Annotated in this window: 15 protein-coding genes; 9 read left to right on the top strand and 6 right to left on the bottom strand. The window is 72.0% G+C overall.

Annotation, left to right across the window (positions count from 1 at the left end):
• Positions 1 to 22: 22 nt before the first annotated feature.
• The 6 genes from IG99_RS28930 to IG99_RS28905 are packed head-to-tail and all read right to left on the bottom strand — an operon-like array spanning position 23 to position 7,715.
• Positions 23 to 1,447, bottom strand: coding sequence for a condensation domain-containing protein (locus tag IG99_RS28930; protein WP_107056048.1), 1,425 nt, complete (start codon positions 1,445 to 1,447; stop codon positions 23 to 25).
• A complete protein-coding gene (locus IG99_RS28925; RefSeq protein WP_037678839.1) occupies positions 1,444 to 2,721 on the bottom strand; it encodes an ATP-grasp domain-containing protein in 1,278 nt (425 codons plus the stop codon). The genes IG99_RS28930 and IG99_RS28925 overlap by 4 nt, the downstream gene beginning before the upstream one ends.
• A gap of 11 nt (positions 2,722 to 2,732) precedes the next feature.
• A complete protein-coding gene (locus IG99_RS28920; RefSeq protein WP_037678837.1) occupies positions 2,733 to 3,992 on the bottom strand; it encodes an MFS transporter in 1,260 nt (419 codons plus the stop codon).
• Between the two features lie 16 nt (positions 3,993 to 4,008).
• The gene (locus IG99_RS28915; protein ID WP_037678835.1) at positions 4,009 to 5,352 is read right to left on the bottom strand and encodes a metallopeptidase TldD-related protein; all 1,344 of its coding nucleotides are present in this window, start codon (positions 5,350 to 5,352) and stop codon (positions 4,009 to 4,011) included.
• Positions 5,349 to 6,692, bottom strand: a complete 1,344-nt coding sequence (locus IG99_RS28910; RefSeq protein ID WP_051866001.1) for a TldD/PmbA family protein — start codon at positions 6,690 to 6,692, stop codon at positions 5,349 to 5,351. Before IG99_RS28910 ends, IG99_RS28915 begins: the two co-directional genes overlap by 4 nt.
• A 54-nt stretch (positions 6,693 to 6,746) precedes the next feature.
• Entirely contained in the window at positions 6,747 to 7,715 is a 969-nt protein-coding gene (locus IG99_RS28905; RefSeq protein WP_037678834.1) for a TauD/TfdA family dioxygenase, read from the bottom strand.
• Positions 7,716 to 7,976: 261 nt separating this feature from the next.
• Between IG99_RS28905 and IG99_RS28900 the strand changes: the two genes are divergently transcribed.
• The 9 genes from IG99_RS28900 to IG99_RS28860 all read left to right on the top strand — a co-directional run bounded on the left by IG99_RS28900 (position 7,977) and on the right by IG99_RS28860 (position 18,785).
• On the top strand, positions 7,977 to 8,837 hold the full coding sequence (locus IG99_RS28900; RefSeq protein WP_037678832.1) for an isocitrate lyase/phosphoenolpyruvate mutase family protein: 861 nt from the start codon (positions 7,977 to 7,979) through the stop codon (positions 8,835 to 8,837).
• Between the two features lie 82 nt (positions 8,838 to 8,919).
• Positions 8,920 to 9,894, top strand: a complete 975-nt coding sequence (sbnA, locus tag IG99_RS28895; protein WP_051866000.1) for a 2,3-diaminopropionate biosynthesis protein SbnA — start codon at positions 8,920 to 8,922, stop codon at positions 9,892 to 9,894.
• On the top strand, positions 9,887 to 10,936 hold the full coding sequence (gene sbnB / locus IG99_RS28890; RefSeq protein ID WP_037678830.1) for a 2,3-diaminopropionate biosynthesis protein SbnB: 1,050 nt from the start codon (positions 9,887 to 9,889) through the stop codon (positions 10,934 to 10,936). The genes sbnA and sbnB overlap by 8 nt, the downstream gene beginning before the upstream one ends.
• A complete protein-coding gene (locus IG99_RS28885; protein WP_037678829.1) occupies positions 10,933 to 12,624 on the top strand; it encodes an amino acid adenylation domain-containing protein in 1,692 nt (563 codons plus the stop codon). The genes sbnB and IG99_RS28885 overlap by 4 nt, the downstream gene beginning before the upstream one ends.
• A gap of 1 nt (position 12,625) precedes the next feature.
• Complete coding sequence (locus tag IG99_RS28880) at positions 12,626 to 13,813, top strand: nucleotidyltransferase domain-containing protein (protein ID WP_051865998.1); 1,188 nt, start codon at positions 12,626 to 12,628, stop codon at positions 13,811 to 13,813.
• A complete protein-coding gene (locus IG99_RS28875) occupies positions 13,810 to 14,682 on the top strand; it encodes an amino acid kinase family protein (RefSeq protein ID WP_037678819.1) in 873 nt (290 codons plus the stop codon). The genes IG99_RS28880 and IG99_RS28875 overlap by 4 nt, the downstream gene beginning before the upstream one ends.
• Complete coding sequence (locus IG99_RS28870; protein ID WP_037678818.1) at positions 14,679 to 15,806, top strand: pyridoxal-phosphate-dependent aminotransferase family protein; 1,128 nt, start codon at positions 14,679 to 14,681, stop codon at positions 15,804 to 15,806. Before IG99_RS28875 ends, IG99_RS28870 begins: the two co-directional genes overlap by 4 nt.
• Before the next feature lie 4 nt (positions 15,807 to 15,810).
• The gene (locus IG99_RS28865) at positions 15,811 to 18,063 is read left to right on the top strand and encodes an FAD/NAD(P)-binding protein (protein WP_037678815.1); all 2,253 of its coding nucleotides are present in this window, start codon (positions 15,811 to 15,813) and stop codon (positions 18,061 to 18,063) included.
• Positions 18,060 to 18,785 (top strand): maleylpyruvate isomerase family mycothiol-dependent enzyme, encoded by a 726-nt coding sequence (locus tag IG99_RS28860; RefSeq protein ID WP_051865996.1) that lies wholly within the window; start codon positions 18,060 to 18,062, stop codon positions 18,783 to 18,785. Before IG99_RS28865 ends, IG99_RS28860 begins: the two co-directional genes overlap by 4 nt.
• Positions 18,786 to 18,841: the final 56 nt, after the last annotated feature.

Raw genomic sequence — 18,841 nt, 5'->3', positions numbered from 1 at the left:
GGGGGTGCGCGGCGTCGGAGGGTCAGCCGAGTCCGGCGGGCGTGCGGGTCGCGGTGGCGTCCGATGCGGCGGCGCAGAGCAGGTCTTCCAGGTCGGCCAGCCAGCGTTCGGCCCACCGGGGAGTCCGGACAGCCGTGTCCACCTGCAGCAGCAGCCGCACGCCCGAGCCGTCGACGTCGGCGCTGAGGTAGTGGGCGGACTGCCAGAGCATGGCGCTGTCCACCCAAGCGGTCTCGGCGTCGGCCGCGGCCCGGCGCAGCTCTTCGGCGCCGGCCTCCCGCACGGGCAGCGGGGTCGCCCGTGGGCGGTAGTTGAGGGTCGGGGCGCCGTCCAGCCGTACGCCCCGCTCCTTCTCCACGGTGGCGCGCAGTTCCGCCAGGGCGGCGGGCGGGCACGGACCGGCCGCGTAGGCGCGCAGGGACGCGGACGCGGTACGGCGCACCAGCTCCGTGAAGGACGCGTCCCACGTGTCCACGCAGCACAGCACCGGCTGGGAGCAGGGGACGACCGCGTCGACGGTTTCCGGGCGCAGTCTGTTCGCGGAGATCAGCTGGACGGCGCCGTACCGCTCGCCGGTTCGAGCGGCGTCGGTGGCCAGTACGGCCGCGGTCAGTACGGAGGCGGGACTCTCCCCGGTGCGTGCCGCCACCGCGCCCACGGCGAGGTCGAGCGCGGCCGACCTGCGGCGCAGGAAACGGAACCGCTCGCCGGCCCCCGGCAGACCGGCGCAGGCGGGCGCCGCGGGCATGCGCCGCAGGGCCCGCTCGGCGTGCCGCAGCGCCCGTCGGGCGGAGCGGGACGCCGTCTCGGACGCCTCGGCCCCGGCCAGCTCACGCGGCTGCAGACCCTCGACGGCGGAACCGGGCGCGGTCCGCGCGACCGGGTCCGCCTGCGCGCACCGGTCGATCAGGAAGGCGCTGACCGGCAGCAGCGCGAAGGCGTCCACGGCGACATGGCTGAAGGCCAGGGCGAGAAAGCGGGGCCGCCCGCCGACGCCGATCAGGGCGGCCCGAAGCGGCCACTCCTCGGCGACGTCGAAGGGAACGCGGGCGAGGTCCGCGAGCACGGCCTCGGCCGCCGCATGGACCTCGTGGGCCGCGGCGGGCGCGGCGAGGTCGTGCGCCGTCACCTGCAACGAGCCGTGGCCGTGCGCCTGCTGGCCGGGAGGAGCGGTCCGTGTCACCCGGCTGCGCAGGCTCTCGTAGCGTTCGACGAGCTCGCGCAGCGCGGCCGTCGCCTCCTCCTCGCGGACTCCGGCCCGTAGGGGGTAGAGCCGGGTGATGGCCAGGCTGCGGCCGTGCGGGCGGGCCGCGTCCAGCTCCGCCAGGTAGTACTGCTGGCTCCAGGTCAGTGGAGCCCGGCCGGACCGGCCCGCCGCGAAGGGCACGGCCACGGTGCGACGGGACACCGGTACGGGCGGGCTCGCCGGCCCGCGCTCTGGCGTCATGCCGGCTGGGCCCCCTCGGCCGTGGCGCCGGCCGGCGACCAGGCGAAGGTGAGTTCCCCGCCCGCCGCGCGCGCCCGCCCGAGTGCCTCGTCCCGGTCGGCACCCTCGGCGATGATCCAGGCCGCGCGGTCCCGGTTGGAGCCGTTGGCCTCGTAGGTCATGCCCGCCTGGACTCCCGGGCGCAGGTGCACCTCGTGGACGCCCTTCACCGCCTTGGCCTCCGGCATGCCGTGAATGGCGTCGAGACGGCCGCTGCGCTGCAGCATCAGGAAGTGGATCGCGGCCGTACGGTCGCAGCGCAGGGTCAGATCGGGGGTGCCGCCGAGGAGCGCGAACATGTGCAGACGGCACATGTCGACGCCGCTGGCGATCCGGACGGCCTCGGGGATGCGGTCGCCCGCGATCCGGCCGTTCACCTCGATGACGCGGGCGTCCGTGCCGTCCGCGGTGAGCTTCAGTTCCACGTGCGCGGGACCCCAGGTGACACCGATGGCCCGCACCGCCTGCTCGGCCTTCTCGACCAGGAGCCGTTCGCGCTCGGGCGGCAGGGCCGCGGGGAAGACGTGCCCCATCTCCAGGAACAGCGGCGGCTCGCTGCCGATCTTCTCGGTGAGGCCGAGGACCTTGCCGTGCACGATCTCGGCCGAGTACTCGGCGCCGGGCACGCACTCCTCCACGACCACCTTCGGGGTCACCGTGTGTCCGAGGTACTCGCCGAGCTCCATGACCTGCCCGGTGATCGCGGCGACGTCGTCGGCCGAGTCGCAGCGGCGTACGAAGAGACTGCCCGTCAGGTCCAGCGGCTTGACGACCACGGGGTAGCCGATGCTCTCGGCGGCGGCCACGGCCTGCGCGGGGGAGTCGGCGACCTGGAAGAGCGGGTTGAGGCCCGGTGTGCCCGCCATGGCCTCGCGCATCGCGGCCTTGGAGCGGCACTTCGCCACCGCCTCGGGATCCGGGCCGGCCAGGCCCAGGCGGGCGGCGACCTCCGCGCCGGTGTCGCAGTAGTACTCGTACACGGAGGTCACGCCGATGACCTCGCCCTCTGTGCCGAGTTCGCGGCAGAAGTCCACGACGGCGTCGACGGAGTCCACGTCGCAGGCCCGGATCTCCACGCCGAGCTCGGCGTAGTCGTGCAGCAGGGAGGGATGCAGTGCGGCCGGGTCGGCGGCGACGATGATCGGCGTGACGCCCTGTTCCAGCAGATAGCGGGCACAGTCCTGGCCCGCGCCGGTCCACGGCGAGTCGATGAAGACCACGAAACGGGAAGACATGATTGCTCCATTCACTTGCTCAGGGGGGCGGTGTGCGCCGAGGGGAAGTCCTCCGGCGCGGGCAGGTCGCGCATGCTCCGCAGCCGGGAACAGACCAGCCACAGTCCGCCGGCGCTCATCCCCGCCCCGGCGATGAACAGGGCGGTCCGTACTCCGGCCCACTCGCCCAGCGCGCCGCCCGCGAGGGAGCCGAGCGGCAGGATTCCCCAGACGAGGAAGCGCACGCTGGCGTTCATCCGGCCCAGCAGGTCGGGCGGGCACAGCGCCTGCCGGATGCTGGCCTGGCCGACGTTGTAGACGATGATTCCGAAGGCCGTGACGAACCAGGGCCCGGCGAACAGCAGCGCGGCCCAGCCGTCGCCGGCGAACGGGATCAGCAGGGTGGTGGGCACCGTCGTGAGATAGCCCAGCCGCATCGCGCGGACCTGGCCGAGCCGGAGCGCGAGCCGGCCGGACAGGGCGGCGCCGAGCACTCCGCCGACCCCGCCGATGGTCATGAGGACGCCGACGAGGGTGCCCGAGAACCCGATCTCGTCCACCAGCAGCAGTGTCACCAGCGGCACGGTCATGGCGTAGAAGAAGTTGTACGTGGCGGCCGAACCCGTGATGGCGCGGAACACCGGGTGGCGCAGTACGAAACGCAGACCCGCTCGGATCTCGGCTCCCATGCGCCGGTCGGGGCGTCCTTCCGGGACCGGTTCGGCGGTGCGGATGCGGGACAGCAGGAACACCGACAGCAGGTGTGCGACCGACTGGGTGCACAGGGTGGCGGTGGCGCCGGCGAGTTCCACGAGGGAGCCGCCGAGGGTGGGGCCGACCGTCCGGGAGACCGAGTTGGTGCTCTCCAGACGGGCGTTGCCCTCCACGAGCCGGTCGCGGCCCACCACGACCGGGATGTAGGACTGGTAGGCGATCTCGAAGAAGACGGTGGCGAACCCGATCAGCAGCATGCCTGCCAGCAGGGCCGGGAAGGAGATCCGGTCCAGGAAGAAACCCACGCCGATCAGGATCATCAGGGCGGCCCGCAGCAGATCGCAGACGATGAGGACGGGACGTCGTCGGGCCCGGTCGACCAGGACTCCGGCGGGCAGCCCGACGAGCAGGAAGGCGAAGGTCTGCGCCGCCCCCAGCACCCCCATCTGCATCGGGGTCGCGGCGAGCGTGGTCGCGGCGAGCAGCGGGATGGCGGTCCTGCTCGTGTTCGTCCCGATCATGCTGATCGTCTGGGCGCCCCAGAACAGCCGGAACTCGGGGTTCTTCAGCAGTGACATGTGGACTCCCCGTGGCCTAGCGGCCGGTCGTGAGGCTGGTGGTCCATACCCCTGGCCCCGCGACGAAGGAGTTGTGGCTGCGGTTGACCCGTACCCGGCCGTCGTGTCCGTCGATGTTCCGCAGCAGCTCGAAGACGTTGCCGGCGAGGGTGATGTTGCCCGCGTTGTTCCGGGTGCCGTCCGGCCCGACGACCACCGCGTTGGCGCCGATGGAGAACTCGCCGGTGATGGGGTTGGAGGTGTGCGCTCCGTTGGCCTGCACCACGTGCAGCACGGTGCGGCCGGGCCGGAACTCGGTGCCGAGGTCGGTGGTGTGACTCAGCCGCAGATGACCGGGCTGGACGGTGACCATCTCGCCACCGGGGCCGCGCTGCCCGGAGCCAGTACTGGTCGTGCCCGCCTCGGCTGCCGTGCGGCGGGCGCTGAGGAAGCCGCGCAGCGTACCGTCCTCGATCAGCGCGGTGCGGCCGCAGACGGTTCCCTCGCCGTCCCAGGGGACCGGGAGCGGGCTGTCGGGTGCGGTCGGGTCGTCCACGAGGCCGACGCCCGGCGAGGCGACCGCTTCGCCGGTGCGGTCCGCGAGCGGGGAGCGCCCTTCGAGGACGGAGTCCAGCAGGAAGGCGGGGACGATCAGCGAGAGCAGCTTGACCAGCACCCGGCCGTCGACCAGGAGGTCGTCGTAGACGAGCCGCGGGACGGGCTTCGCGGCCAGCAGACGTGCCAGTCCGACGAGCTCGGGGAGTTCCGTGCTCTCCACCCGGTCGAGCAGGTCCGGCACGGAGCGGCCGTAGGACTGGTGGCCGATGTAGCCGATGCCGTCGCCGCGGGCGGTGATGCGGGTGTGCAGCTGGACGACGCCGGTGTCGTAGCCGATGGGCGGGGCTCCGGCGCGGTGCAGCCTTATGTGGGAGCGGTCGGCGCCGGCGCGCAGTTCGACCTCCAGGCCGTCGTCGCCCGCGCTGAGCGCCCGGAGCCGTTCGGTGGCCTCGGCGTCCAGGTGCGGTGGCGGGGTGTCCGGCGCCCATTGCGGCGCTCCGGGAGCGGGCGGGGGCGGCGGGACGGCGCCGGTCCCGGACAGTGCCCGGCCCACCGCGAGGGCGGCGGTGACCAGGGCGGGGTCACGGGAGTCGGGGACGTTCTGCACCGCGTAGCCCTCGGTGCCCTCCGCCCACACGGTGAGGGCGGTGGCGCCGTTGGCCACGTCGCTGCGGCGTTCGACGGTGCCGAGGCGGCAGACCAGCTCATCGGTCCGCCGGCGCAGCGTCCACACCTCGGCGTCCGCGCCGTGCCGTGCCGCTTCCTCGATCAGGGCGTCGCTCGCCGTCGCGGGGGAGGCGCTCGTGCTCCGTGTGCCGCTCATCGCTCGGTACCGCCCACCAGCAGCGAACCGACCCTGAGGGTGGGGCCGACCACGCCGACCGTCACCCACTGTCCGAACTTGCCGCACTTGGCGGCGCCGACCGTGCTGTCGTCGGCCACGGCGTCGATGTCCCGGAGCACCTGCGTTCCCGTTCCCGTGATGGTCGTCTCTTCTATCGGGTCGGTGATCCGCCCGTTCTCGATGAGGTATCCGTTGGTCACCCGGAAGGTGAACTCGCCGGTCGACTCGATGACTTCGCCGCCGCCGACGTGCTGGGCGTAGATGCCGTGCTCGGTGGAGGCGATGATGTCGGCCACGCTCGAGGTGCCGGCCGCCAGACAGGTGTTGGTCATCCGTGGCTGGGGCGGCTGCAGCACCGTCGTGCACCGGCCGTTGCCGCTGGAGGCCCGGCCGAGGCGGGCCGCCGACTCCTGGTCGGTCAGATAGCCGGTGAGCACGCCGTTCTCGATGAGGGTGGTCGGGCTGCCCACGGTGCCCTCGTCGTCGTAGGTGTAACTGCCCACCGCCTGCCCCACCGTGGGGTCGTCGACCAGGGTGACGAGGGGGGAGGCGATGTCCTCGCCGAGACGGCCGGCGTAGACGGAGCCGCGCAGCACCTCGTCGCCCTCCAGCGGATGGCAGCAGGCCTCGTGCAGCAGGACCATGCCCCGGCCGCCCGCCACGACGACGGGGAGCCGGCCGACCGGCGCGGGTCTGGCGTCGAGCCCGGTCACCGCGCGGCGGGCCACCTCCTGTCCGGCGGCGCGGACGTCGATGCCGCTCAGCGGCCCGCTGACACCGGGGGTGTAGAAGCCGGTGGCGACGCGGCCGCCGCGGCGGGCGATCACCCGGATCGTGAGGTAGCTCAGCAGCCGGTGTTCGTCGTACAGTCCGGCGTCGTCGGCGAGCACCAGGTCCTGGTCCCCGAGCTCGAAGTCCACCACGACCTGCGCGACCGAGGGGTCGAACTTCCGGGCCGATTCCTCCAGTTCGGCCAGGGCGCCGAGCGCGGCGGACAGCTCCATCCACTCCGGCACCGGACCGGTGTCCGGGGCGCGGTGGCCGACCGGGTCCCGGGCGTCGTCGGCGGCGAGCCGCGCCACCGCCGGGTCGAGGCCGGAGACGGCGTGGTGCCGGTAGGAGTCGCGCAGCACATAGCGCGCGGCCGTGGCCTGCCCCCGCTGCACGCTGATGTCACGGACGCGCCCTTCGGCGTACCGGCCGCCGACGCGGTGCCACGACTGCACCGCGGCCGACGTCGCGACGCAGTCGTGCGGGCGCTGCCGGCGCATCTCGGCGGCCAGGTCGTGGCCCACCGAGCGGAGGGAGTCACTGGGCATGGGTGTTCTCCTCGGCTGAACGTGCTGCGCTGCGTGACGGTGGGCGGTGCGGGGCTACTTGCTCGACCACATGCGGAACATGTAGCGGTTGACCTGGTCCGGGCTGTCGTTGCCGAGGTCGATCTCGCGGGGCGCGAACCGGTCGTAGAAGGCCGTGCGGGTGTGCAGGAACCGGTCGTCGGCGGAGACCAGGGTCTGGCCTCGTTCGAGGCGGATGCGGTACTGCACGGACGACTGGTCGAGGACGGCGTCGAAGAAGTCGAGGGCGGCGCGCTGTTCGTCGGTGATCGGCTCGCCCTTCTTCTCGTGGGCGACCTCGATGTACGTCCGGAAATAGCGGACCAGCGGTTCGCCCTCGGCGGTGTACCGGATGATCGGGGAGCGGAAGAAGCCGGTCTCCGCGGTCAGCGACATGCCGCGCTTCTCGAACCAGAAGTCCTGAGTGAGGATCTTGAGGACGTCGGGGTGCTCGGCGAGGACGTCGTGGACGGGCTTCGCGTCGACGAGGATGCTCTCGCCGCCGATGTACGCGGACTGGCCGCAGGACAGCAGCAGGTAGTCGATGGGGTCGACGTCGTTGACGGCGTCGTTGTGCATGTACGAGCCCTGCTTGGTCTGGTGGTAGCGGGCGCCGTCCTCGATGGTCTTGCGCACGCCGCGGTCGTACACCTCGATCAGGCGCCAGCCGTCGGTGTTCTGGACCATGGGCCGGCCCAGCGCGATGCCCAGCACCCAGGCGTACAGGGCCTGTTGGCGCAGCGACCGGACGCCCGCCACGCGGTCGTACACGATGAAGTGGACGCGGGAGTCGATGACGTCGCGGCTCCCGTCGACCTCCGCGGCGAACAGCGGTACGGCGGAGAGGTCCACCTCGACGGCGTCGACGCGTCCCTCCGGGTGCTGCCGGTCGAGCTCGGCCACGTAGGCGGCCAGTTCGCTCTGAGCCTGCTCCGAGAAGGTGTGGAACGCCTCGGCGGGGACTTCCAGAGTGCGTGGGTGAGTAGGCGCGAGCGCAGTGCTCATTCTCTGCTGTTCCTCTCTTCTTCCCGTCGGCCCGACAGCCGGGCCAGGACGATTGCAGCACGTTGGCAATGCGTTGACAAGTCATTGACAACCCTTGCCAAGCCCATCTAGCTTTCTGGACTGTGCCGATCGATCAAACGCCTCGATGGCCAGATCTCGGCAGTTCACAGCAGCTCAGCACACAGCTCAGCACAGCTCAGCACAGCCCAGCACTTTGGCAAGGATTGCCATTTCACTGTCAAAAGACCAGGAGTTTCAGGCGTGCAGCGACCCATATACCCCTCATTCCGCTCCGTCCTGGCGGACAACGACGTCGTCCGGGTCGCGGGAGCGAACCACGCACTGGGCGGACTGCTGGCCGAAGAGGCCGGCTTCCAGGCCGTGTGGTCGTCGAGCCTCGAGGTCTCCGCGTCCCGCGGCCTGCCCGACGCCAGCATCCTGAGCATGACCGAGTACCTCGAAGCCGCCGCGAACATCCAGAAGGTGCTGCGCATCCCGGTCGTGGCCGACTGCGACACCGGCTACGGGGGCAACCTCAACGTGGCGCACATGGTCCACGAGTTCGAGGCGGCCGGGATCACCGGACTCTGCATGGAGGACAAGCTGTTCCCCAAGATGAACAGCTTCGTGGCGGGCGGTCAGACACTGCTCGGCACCAAGGAGTTCGCCAAGAAGATCAAGATCGCCAAGGAGGCGCAGGCCTCCACGGAGACCTTCGTCATCGCCCGCACCGAAGCGCTCATCAGCGGCCTCGACGTGGACGCGGCCCTGGAGCGCTGCCGCACCTACGCCGACTCCGGCGCGGACGCCGTGCTCGTCCACTCCAAGGCCAAGACGCGCGACCAGGTCGTCGCCTTCCTGGAGGGCTGGGACTTCCGCGTCCCCGTGGTCATCGTCCCGACCACCTACCCCGACTGGCACATCGACGACATCCAGAAGGCCGGCGTCTCCGTCGTCATCTACGCCAACCACGGCCTGCGCGCCACGGTCAGCGCACTGCGCGACACCTACCGCTCCGTGTACGAGAACGGCGACACCACGGCACTCGAGGGCTCCATCGCCTCCGTCAAGGACATCTTCGCGCTCCAGGGGCTCGACACCTGGCAGAAGCTCGACAGCTGACCGCGAGGACAACCGCGCGGCGCGTGAGGAACGAGCGGACGGCGGCCGTGAGCGGACCAGCGCACAGAAGCGGACAGGACCCTTGGCAATCATCTCTACGGCGGACGACCTGCTCGACAGCGACGTCTACATCGACCTGGACCACACGCTCGGCATCCCGCTGAACCTCAAGTGCGAGGGTTTCAACTTCGCGGGCTCCGTGAAGCTCAGGGCCGCCACGTCCATGGTCGCCTCCGGCCTCAGGAACGGTCTGATCGAGGAGGGCTCCACCCTCGTCGAATCCTCCTCGGGCAACCTCGGCGTGGCGCTGAGCATCGTCGCGGCGGCGCGGTCGATCCCCTTCGTCTGTGTCACCGACCCCAAGTGCAACCCGGCGACGGTCAAACTGATGCGGGCGCTCGGCAGCGAGGTCGTGGTGGTGGACCGGCCCGACGCGAGCGGCAGCTACCTCTCCGCGCGCAAGGCACTCGTACGGGAGCTGTGCGAGCACAACACCGGCTACGTATGGCTCAACCAGTACGAGAACCCGGCCAACTGGCTGGCCCACTACGAGAACACCGCGCCCCTGATAGCGAAACAGTTCCCCGGTCTCGACGTGCTCTTCGTCGGCGTGGGGACCGGCGGGACGCTCAGCGGATGCGCGGAGTACTTCCGGGAGAACCGGCCCGGGGTGCGCATCGTCGCGGTGGACACCGTGGGCTCGGTCAACTTCGGCCTGGCCGCCGGCCCACGTCATCTGCCCGGGCTCGGGGCCAGCGAACCCATGCCCTTCGTGCACCGGGGCCTGGTCCACGACGTGGTCCAGGTGCCGGAGCAGGACGCGGTACGGATGTGCCGGCGTCTGGCCCGGCACGGGTTCCTCCTCGGCGGCTCCACCGGGACCGTCGTCAGCGGCGCCGCCCGGTGGCTGGCCGAGCACGACCCGGGCCGCTCGCTGAACGCGGTGGCCATCTCCGCCGACCTGGGCGATCGCTACATCGAAACGGTTTACGACGACGCGTGGGTCCAGGACACCTACGGCGACCTCCACACGGAACGGGAAGACAGCAATGGCTGAGCAACAGGCCGGACCCCCGGGATTCTCCGTCGTCCCGGGCGAGGCCGTCCACAGAAGCCTGGCGGGACGCCGGGCGGAGATCATCGACCTGGTCGAGGACGCTTACCGGCTCCACGGCGAGGGACAGACCGTGAACCCGCCGTCCTACTTCCTCCGCTTCCCCGACCGGCCCACCGCGCGCATCATCGCGCTGCCGGCCTCGGTGGGCGGCGAGGTCGGGGTGGACGGCATCAAATGGATCTCCAGCTTCCCCACCAACCTCGACCTGGGCATTCCGCGCGCTTCGGCGCTCCTGCTGCTCAACGACCCGCGCACCGGGTACCCGTACGCCTGTCTCGAAGGGTCGATCATCAGCGCGGTGCGCACCGCGGCGTCGGCCGCCTCCGCCGCCCGCCGACTGGCCGAGCAGCGCGGCACCCCGCGCCGCGTCGGCTTCTTCGGCACCGGGCTGATCGCCCGGTTCGTCCAGGACTACCTGTCCGAACTGGGCTGGCAGATCGACGAGTTCGGGGTGTTCGACCTCAGCGCGGAGTACGCCGCCTCCTTCGCCGAGCAGGTCCTCGGACCGACCGGCCGGCCGGTGCGGGTGCACCAGGACGCGGAGTCCCTCGTCCGGTCCTCGGATTTGATCGTGTTCGCGACCACCGCGGCCACCCCGCACGTGGTCGATCCCTCCTGGTTCGACCACAACCCCCTCGTGCTGCACGTCTCGCTGCGTGACCTGGGCACCGAGGTCGTGCTGCGCAGCGCCAACGTCGTCGACGACGTCGAGCACGTGCTGAAGGCCGACACCTCCGTGCACCTGGCCGAACAGCGGACCGGCAACCGCGACTTCCTGGACGCCACGCTGTACGACGTCCTCGCCGGCAAGTTCACGGCACCCACCGACCGGCCCGTCATCTTCTCGCCGTTCGGTCTGGGCGTGCTGGACCTCGTCGTCGGCGCCCATGTGCATCGGCTCGCCACCGCCGCCGGCGACACCGTCCCGATCGGCGGCTTCTTCCACGAGCTGGACCGTCACCAGAGCGCGGGTGCCGCATGACCGCGCCCCTGACGCCGGCGCCCCTGCCGCTCGCACCGGGTGCCGCGGAGCGGGCCCGCGTGCTGGGCCTGGGCCGGGACGGCGGCCGGTTCGACACCGCGTCCGGTGTGCTGTCGCGAGTGGCCCGCACCGCGGCACGGACCCCGGACCGCACCGCGGTCGTCGACGGCGAGCCGGCCCTGACCTACGCCGGACTGCTCGCCCGCGTCGACCGGTTCCGCACCGTGCTGAGCGCGGCCGGCTGCTCGGCCGGCACGGTCGTCGCGGCGGTCGGCGACCGCTCGGCCGACACGATCGCGGGGTTCCTCGCCCTCGAGAGCCTCGGCGCCGTCTACCTGCCCATCGCCCCCGACTGGCCGGCCCAGCGGGTCGGTGAGGTGCTGGCGCGCAGCGGCGCCGACCTGCTGCTCGACTACTCCGGCGACCCGGGGGGCGACGGCCCGCGCGGCCGTACGGCCGTGAAGGCGGCGGCCGAGCTGGGGACGACGGTGGTCTCGGCACCCGGCGGCGACGCCTCCGGGCCCGGCGCGCCGGTGCCCGTCCCGTCCGCGGAGGACGCCCCGGACCGCTCCCTGGAGCCCCGCTACTGCATCTTCACCTCCGGCACCACCGGGCGGCCCAAGGGCGCCTCGGTGGAGCACCGCGGCATGATGAACCACCTCTGGGCCAAGGTCGAGGACCTCGGCCTGACCGAAGCGGACCGGCTTGCCTTCACCGCTCCGCTGGTCTTCGACATCTCCATCTGGCAGATGCTGGCCCCGCTGCTCGTCGGCGGCACCGTGGTCGTGGTCCGCGAGCCGGAGCTGGCCTTCCCGCGGCGCCTGACGAACGTCCTGGAGCGGTCCGGCGTCACCGTCGTCGAACTCGTGCCGACCGTCGTCGGCTGGATCACCGACCAGGCGGAGCGCCGCACCGGTGTCGCCCTGCCCGCGCTGCGCTGGCTGATCTCCACCGGCGAGGAGCTGCACACCAACCTCGCCGCCCGCTTCCTGGCCGCCGCGCCCCACATCCGGCTGCTCAACGCCTACGGCCCCACGGAGTGTTCGGACGACATCACCCACCACGAGGTGACCGCACAGGACACCACCCGCTCCCGGCTCCCCGTCGGCGCACCGGTCACCGGCGCCCGTCTCTACCTCCTCGCCCGCGAGGACGGCGGACAGTGGCGGGCCGCCGACCCCGGCGAGCCGGGCGAGCTGTTCGTCGGCGGAGTGGTCGTCGGACTCGGCTACCTCAACGACCCCGAGAACAACGCCGCCGCGTTCTTCACCGATCCCTTCGACCCGGACTCGCCCACCGGGCGGCTGTACCGCACAGGCGACCTGGCGCGCTTCGAGGACGGTGTCGTCCACTACCTGGGACGCGTGGACCGGCAGGTCAAGGTCGCCGGAGTGCGCATGGAGCTCGACGAGATCGAAGTCGTCCTGCGGCGTCACCCCGCGGTCGACGAGTGCGCCGTCGTGGTGCCCGTCGTCGACGGGCGGCCCGAACTCGCCGCCTGCTACACGCTGCTGCGCCCCGTCCCCGCGGAGGAGCTGCGGACCTACCTGGCCGACTCGCTCCCCGAGGCCATGGTGCCGCGCCGGCTCACCGAGCTCGACGCGCTGCCGCTGACCCAGAACGGCAAGACCGACCACCGTGCACTGCGCCAGCTGACGCAGGACGGCACAACCCCGGCAAAGGTGTGACATGGCAAGCGAGAACACGATCCCCGTACCGGCTGCCGACGCTCCCGCCGTCCCCGAGGTGACCGTCGACGACCTGCCCACCCACGCCCGGCTGCTGCTCAGGCTCGCCCGGCTGCGGCTGAGCGAGGCCGACGTCGCCGAGATCCGCGCCCTGGCGGCCCGCCCCGACCACGACTGGGGCGCCTTCCTGGAGGCGGCCGCCTGGCACAAGCTGCTGCCGCTGATCGGCCGGCACGTCGACCGCTACCGCCTGGACCGCAAGGCGGGGGAGTCCCCCGGCTTCCCCTACGCCTGGGTGTTCATCGGCGCCTACCTGAGCAACCGCGCCCGCAACCAGGCACTCGCCGACGAATTCGGCCGGGTCTTCGCCGAACTCACCGCCGCCGGACTGCCGTTCGCGGTCCGCAAGGGCTTCTCCCTCGGCGAGGGCGAGTACCACGACCCGGCGCTGCGTCGCATCGCGGACCTCGACGTCCTGCTGGCCCGCGACGACGCGCCCGCCGCCCACGAGGTGCTCGTCCGGCTCGGCTACCTCCAGGGCCAGGTCGCCGAGGACGGCGAGCGCATCGAACCGTACAACCGCCAGACGCAGCTGTTCTGGAAGCTGAACCTCAGCAACCAGCTGCCGTACCGCAAACCCGGCGGGCGTCCCGACATCACCGACTTCAACGTCGACATCTGCCACGACATCTTCCAGAAGAAGACCGGCATCTCCGTGGCCGCCGAGGAACTGCTCGACCGGGCCGCCCCCGCCGTGCTGTGCGGTGTGCCCGCCTGGATCCCGGCCCCGGACGACCGGCTGCTCGACCTGTGCTCCCACCTCCACAAGGAGGCGGTGAGCCTGCACTTCTTCGAGAACAAGCAGGACCTGCAGCTCAGCAAGTTCCTCGACCTGAGCCTGGTGGCCGAGGCCACCGACGACGACGCCTGGCAGCGGTTCCTGGAGCGGGTCCGCCAGGTCGGTGCCGAGGCGATCGTCTACTACGCCCTGCACTTCACCGCCGTGCTGTACCCACAGTCCGTGCCCGCCTGGGTGCTCGACAAGGTGCGCCCGGACGACACCGACTACCTGGAGCAGTACGGCTCTCTCGACGGGCAGACCGCACGCTGGCAGCAGAGCTTCCTCGCGCGTCTCTTCGACCCCGGCCGGCACACCGCGGGCACCGCCTCGAATGTGCCGCTCCAGTGACCGGCCCCGGCGCGCGGGCCGGTGAGCCGGGGCTGCTCGTCCTGAAGGTCGGCGGCAGCCTCCTCTCCGACAAGCGGCACACCGGCGAGACCGACTACACGGCGATCGACGACTACGCCGCACTGCTCGCGGACCTGGTCGCCGCCTTCCCCGGCCGGGTGGTCCTGGTGACCGGGGGCGGAGCGCTCTGCCACCCGGTCGGGCTGCGGATCAAAGCGGCCAAGGACGACCCGTACGCCGCCGTCGCCCTGACCGAACCGGCGTTCCTGATGCGCTGGGCGTGGACGACCCGGCTGCGCGCCAGGGGCGTGCGGGCCGTCCCGCTCCAGGTCACCTCCATGCTCGAGGAGCGCCCCGACGGCACCCGGGCCTGCCACACCGCGGTCGTCGGCCGGCTGCTCGCCCAGGGCGCGCTGCCCGTGCTGTCCAGCGACTGCTACGTCACCGCCGAGGGCACCCTGCGCATCCTCAGCAGCGACGACGTACCCGCCGTCCTGCTGGGCCTGGGCCTGGGCCCGGTCCGGGTGGTGGCCCTCACCGATGTCGACGGCATCCACACCGGGGGCCCCGGGTCCCCGGTGCTCGCCCACCTCGATCCCGACGACCTGGCTGCCGCACACGCCCTGTTCTGGACGGACGCATGGGATGCCACCGGTGCCATGGAGGGCAAGGTCGAGGCGCTGGCCGACTCCGCCCGGCGCGGCGCCGAGTGCGTCATCACCCGCGGCGACCGCACGGCGGCCGACCTCAGGCACCTGTTCGCCCCGCTGCCGGACTGGCCGCGAGACGCCCCGCGCACGCTGATCTCGCGGCGCGCCCCGGCCGACGGCACCCTCTCACCCGCCCTCTTCCTGGAGAACGCCCCATGACCACCGCGCCCGACCGGCGAGACCGGGTCGTCCTGCTGAACCCGGGTCCGGTCAATGTGCACGACCGGGTCCGCGCCGCCATCGCCTCGCCCGACGAGTGCCACCGCGAACCCGAGGCCCAGGAGCTCCTGGTCGCCGTGGCCGACAAGATCGTCGAGGTGTGCGGCGGCGGCGACTCGCACACCGCCGTGCTGCTCACGGGCTCGGGCACGGCGGCCCTGGAGATGGTCGTCAGCTCCGTCGTACCGGCCGACGGGCGGCTCCTCGTCCTCGACAACGGCCACTACGGCGAACGGCTGCTGCGCATCGCCCGAGTCCACGGCATCGACGTGGACCATCTCGAATTCGGGTGGGCCAATCCGATCACGCCCGAGACGGTCGACCGCTTTCTGGGCGAGAACCCCGGCGTCACGCACGTCGGCATGGTCCACCACGAGACCAGCACCGGCATGCTCAACCCCCTGCGTGAGCTGGGCGACGTCGTCGCCCGGCACGGCCGGTCGCTGATCGTCGACGCCATCAGCAGCCTGGGCGCCGAGGAGCTCGACGTCGTCGCCGACCACGTCGACTGGTGCGTCGGCACCGCGAACAAGTGCCTGGAGGGGCTGCCCGGGATCAGCTTCGTCTGCGCCCCGCGCGAACGCCTCGCCGCGCTGGAGCCGCTGCCCGCACGCACCTTCTACTTCGACCTGTTCGCGGGCTACCGCGCCCAGGTCCTCGACCGCAGCCCCCAGTTCACCCCGGCCCTGCAGGTCCTGCGCGCCCTCGACACCGCGCTGGACCTGACCCTGGAGGAGGGCGTGGCCGCCCGCGGCCGCCGTTACACGGACCGGGCCCGGGAGATCCGCGAGGGCCTCGAGCAGCGCGGCATCGAACTGCTCCTCCCCCCGCACCAGCGGGCCGCCTCGATCACCAACGCCCATCTCGCGGGCGGCCTGACGTACGACGAACTCCACGACGGGCTCAAGGAGCGCGGCTACGTCATCTACGCCACCCAGGCGAAGTCCGCCGGAGTGTTCCGGCTGGCCAACATGGGCCAGCTCACCGCGGCCGACATCGCCGGCTTCTTCGCCGCGTTCGACGACGTCCTGAGCAAGCACGAGACCGAGAAAAAGGAGTGGTGAACCGGTGACGACCGACAACTCCCCAGCCACTGCACCGATTCACCTGGCCATCGTGGGCGGCGGACCCACCTGCACCTACGTGCTGGAACGTCTCGCCGCTCTGGTGCGCGCCAACGACCGGCCGGTGCCCCTGGAGATCGCGATCTACGACCTCTCGGGCGAGTTCGGCCCCGGCCAGGTGCACAGCCCCGACCAGACCAAAACCAGCTATCTCAACCGGGTCGTGGGCCAGGTGGCGTTCGCCGCCGACGAGAGCGTCGTGGAGGCCGGCCCGCTGCTCACGGCCGACGAGCGGCCCACCTTCCTGCAGTGGTGCCGCAGGAAGTTCCAGGAGACCGGCGACGCGCGCTTCGACCTGGTCGCGGAGGACTGGCCCAAGCGCTACCTGCACGGCCTCGCCCTGAAGGACCAGTTCACCCAGTACGTCGCCATCCTGAGCGCGGCCGAGGGCGTCTCGGTGACGCTCAGGCGGTCCGAAGTGGTGGACCTGGAGGAGCGCGGCGAGCGGTTCGGGATCCTCACCGCGGACGGAGCCACGCCGTACGAGGCGGACTACGTCCTCATGCTCACGGGTCATTCCTCCAACCGGCCCGAACTCGATCCGCGGCAGGCCGCCTGGGCGGACTTCGCCGCCCGGCACCAGGCCCATCTGATCCCGAACGCCTACCCGTTGGAGCGGTCCCTCGACCCGGCCCGCACCGGCCCCGGGACCACCGTGGCCTGCCTGGGCATGGGGCTCACCGGTATCGACGTGCTGCTGTACCTCACGGAGGGCAGGGGCGGCACCTTCGAGCGCGGCCCGGACGGCCGGCTGGAGTACCGGCCGTGCGGACGCGAGCCCGACTCCGTCGTCGCCTTCAGCCGCTCCGGACTGTTCACCTTCGCGCGCCCGTACAACGAGAAGGAACGCGACATCGCGACCCTTGAGTACAAGGGTCCGTTCCTCACCACGGCCGCCGTGGCCGAACTGCGCGCCACGGTGGGCGTACCCAACGTCATCGGCGGCCACGAAAAGCGCCAGCTCGACTTCGAGGCGCACGTCTTCCCGCTGATCCTGCTCGAGATGTCGCTCATCTACTACGGCACCCTGTACGGCACGGAGTTCCGTGCGGCGGCGATCCGCGCGGCCCGGCCGGCGTACGACAAGTTCCTCGCGGACGCCGACGCGTTCGCGGACCACCAGGAGGCGGCCGCGTTCCTGCTGGCCCCGCTGGAGGAGCTGGCGCGGTCCGCCGCCGCCCGGGTGGACGAGGCACTGGCGGGCCGCACGGCCCCGGCCGGCGCTCCGCGGGACGGGCAGCCGCCGCTCGCCGGTCTGCTCGCTTCCTTCCTCACCGTGGTGCACGGCGCCGACCAGGCCGCCAAACTGCTCGACCTGGCCGACGTCCCCGAGCAGTTCGCGGCCGCGGTGGCCGCCGCCGAGTCCCCGTGGCGGCACCCCCGGCGCGCCGCCGAGCACCGCTTCTCCTGGGAGCGGACGATCAGCCCCGTCCCGCGCAGCGGCTACGCGAACGCCGAGGAATACGTCGAGACCTTCCTCGACTTCCTCGACGTGGACATCCGCTGGGCGGCCCAGGGCAACCTGAGCAACCCGGCGAAGGCCGCCGCCGACGCGGCCTGGCGCGACCTGCGCGGGGTGGTGATCGACGCGGTCGACTTCGGCGGACTGCGCGCCTCCTCCCACCGCACCTTCCTCGGCGTGTACACCCCGCACCACAACCGGCTCTGCCAGGGCGCCTCGGTCGAGGCCATGGAGAAGGTGACCGCGCTCATCCGCTCCGGCCACGTCGACATCTCGGCCGGCCCCGGCGCCCGCGTCGAAACCGACGAGGACAGCGGCCGGTTCCGGGTGACCGGCCCGGTGACCGGCACCGTACGACAGGCCGACGTGCTGGTGGACGCCCGTGTGCACTCCTTCGACGCGGAGCGCGACGTGATGCCGGTCTATCCCAACCTGCTGCGCCGCGGACTGGTACGGAAGTGGACCAACCCCGGTGTGGGAGAGGGCGACTTCGTGCCCGGTGGCCTGGACCTGACCCCCGAGTTCCATCCGGTGCGGGCGGATGGCACGGTCGAGTCGCGGATCACTTTCCTGGGCCCGCCCAGCGAAGGTGTGATGTACCACCAGATCGGCGCTCTCCGTCCGAACAAGGACCACCACGTCATCCGGGACATCCTGTGCTGGATCAACGCGTTCATGCCGCAGGGGGCCCCGGCCGGCACGGAGACGAAGGACATCGAAAGGACCCCGGCATGAGCAACACCCCCTACAACGCCCCGGAGTACGGCGGCATCGAGATCCCGGAGCGGCTGAAGGAGATCACCGCGGCCCACGAGCGGCTGCGCGCCGAGGCGGCCGGACTCACCGAGCAGGACGCCCGCGCGGCGATCGAACTGCCCGGCTGGACCCGGGGCCACGTCCTGATCCACCTCGCGGACCTCTCCAGGGCCTTCGCCCGGCAGGCCCGGTACGCCGTCGAGGGCCGCACCATCGAGGTGTACGACGGCGGCCGGCCCACCCGTGACCGGCGCATCGAGGAGCTGCACGACCGCCCCGTGGAATGGCTGCGCGAGCAGCTGGAGGAGGGCCTGACCGCCCTGGAGGAGGCGTGGGCGGCGCTCGGCCCCGACGGCTGGGACCTGCCCTGCGCGTACCGCAACTCGCCGCTGTTCGCGACGCAGTTGGCGTGGTGGCGGGAGACCGAACTGCACGGCGTCGACCTCGGCGCGGGCCACCGCTCCGAGGACTGGAGCGCCGCGCTCTCGGCCCATGTCGTCTCGTTCCTGCAGCCCCGGCTGCCCGAGGGCACCGTCCTCGTCGCCGAGGACACCGGGCAGGAATGGCGCAAGGGCGCCGGCGACGGCACCGAGGTCCGCGGTTCCCTGCGGTCGCTGGCCGCCTGGATCTCGGGCCGCCCCCACTCCGTGGCGCCCACCACGACAGCCGCCGCCCTGCCCGAACTGAACGCCTGGCCGTAACCGGCCCGTGCCGCGCGCCCGTCGGGGCGCGCGGCACCCGTACCCCGGAAGTGAGT

It is taken from the genome of Streptomyces griseus subsp. griseus (assembly GCF_000720255.1).
Lineage (GTDB): Bacteria > Actinomycetota > Actinomycetes > Streptomycetales > Streptomycetaceae > Streptomyces > Streptomyces griseus_I.
The sequence above is the reverse complement of the archived record's forward strand: the minus strand, read 5'-3'. Positions and strand labels throughout refer to the sequence as shown.